A 1,452-nucleotide genomic window follows, 5' to 3' on the forward strand; every position below is an offset into this window, starting at 1 on the left:
AGGATTGGCCGCCCCGGGACCGTCCGCGCCGATGCGTGTCCGGTGCTCCCTGCCGAGCGACCCGGTAACACTACCCCATCGACAGAGCACCTTCACCAGTGCCGGGGGGGATCCAGTGCCGTCAGCTCCCCCGTGCCTGCTCCACACCGCGGCGGTCACCGCCCGCCAACTGCGCGAGGTCCTGCGCTGCATCATCAACGCCGGCCACTGGGCGACGGCCGACCCACCGGTCCAGGTCGTGGCGGACGCCGGCCACGACGGGCCCCGGCTGACGCATCTACTGCGGGATCTGCCAGCCCAGATCGTCGTACGGACCCGCTCCGAGCGTGTCTTCTTCCACCCCGTTCCCGACAGCTACCGGGTGGGCCCCACAGGCAGCCAACCCCCGCGCCACAGCACCCGGTTCACCCTCGCCGACCCCGACACCTGGCACAAAACAGACAGCAATTCCAAACACGTCACCCGCCGCCACGGCACCACCCGCTCCCGTGCATGGCACCGCCTGCATCCGCGCATCTGGCGACGCTCAGCCTGGAGCGACCACCAAGGCCAACTCCCCATCGTCGAAGGCACTCTCATCCGTCTCGGCGTCCAGCAGCTGCCCTCCGGCGGCACCCCGAAGCCGGTGTGGCTGTGATCTTCCGACCCAACGCCCTTCGGCGCTGACACCAACACCGCCTGGCACGCGTTCCTACGGCGCTTCGACCTGGAGCACACCTTCCGGTTCCTCAAGCAGATCCTCGCTTGGACCCGCCCAAGGCTGCGCGAGCCCGCCGCAGCCGACCGCTGGACCGGCCTGATCCTGGCCGCTCACACCCAACTCCACCTCGCCAGACCCCTGGCCGCCGACCTCCGCCGACCATGGGAGCGGCCACAGCCCGCCAAGCGCCTCACCTCTTTCCGCGGACGCCATCCGGGTCGCGCCTGTTCTCGGCGTACTCCGCGCTGAAGGCGTACCGCCATCCCCCGGGATAACGCAGCATCAGCCAGGCCACCGCACCGCCTACCACCAGCACGACCACCGGAGCCCAGCCCACAGGCCCCATCGATGCCCTCCCCGGTCCCATGGGCCGGCATCCGCTCCAGCAGGCCTAGACCGAGCCGATCGTACGAACGGCGACCAGCTCGCGCGCGGGAATTCCGGGAATCCCTGTGCCCGCACCGGTCAACACCGAGCCCCGGGAACCGGCGTGGTGCGCAGCTCATGCAGGGGTGTTTACTCGAAGCCCTCGACCGCGGTCGGCGGGTGTCGGCGACCAGGCGGATCAGCTCGGAGCGCTGGTCGGCGGCCAGTGTGGTGCGCAGCTGGCGCGCGAGTTCAACGCGCCTCGTGACCGTCGGGGTCATGCAGCAGCGTTAGCCTCGATCTTGCATGACGGCTCGTCAGCTTTGCTGGCGGGCCGTTTCTGCTTGTCCGGGCGTGCTGTTTGTGCCTGTGGGTATGGCGAGGGC

General features: G+C 69.8%; 1 protein-coding gene. It reads left to right on the forward strand.

Annotated features, from left to right (window positions below; genetic code table 11):
* The first annotated feature begins 115 nt into the window (after nt 1-115).
* Nucleotides 116-637 carry a transposase gene (locus ABD369_RS40560; RefSeq protein WP_344641655.1) on the forward strand — a complete coding sequence of 174 codons (522 nt, stop codon included), beginning with the start codon at nt 116-118 and terminating at the stop codon, nt 635-637.
* Nucleotides 638-1,452 lie beyond the last annotated feature (815 nt).

It is taken from the genome of Kitasatospora cystarginea, assembly GCF_039533515.1.
Taxonomy (GTDB): domain Bacteria; phylum Actinomycetota; class Actinomycetes; order Streptomycetales; family Streptomycetaceae; genus Kitasatospora; species Kitasatospora cystarginea.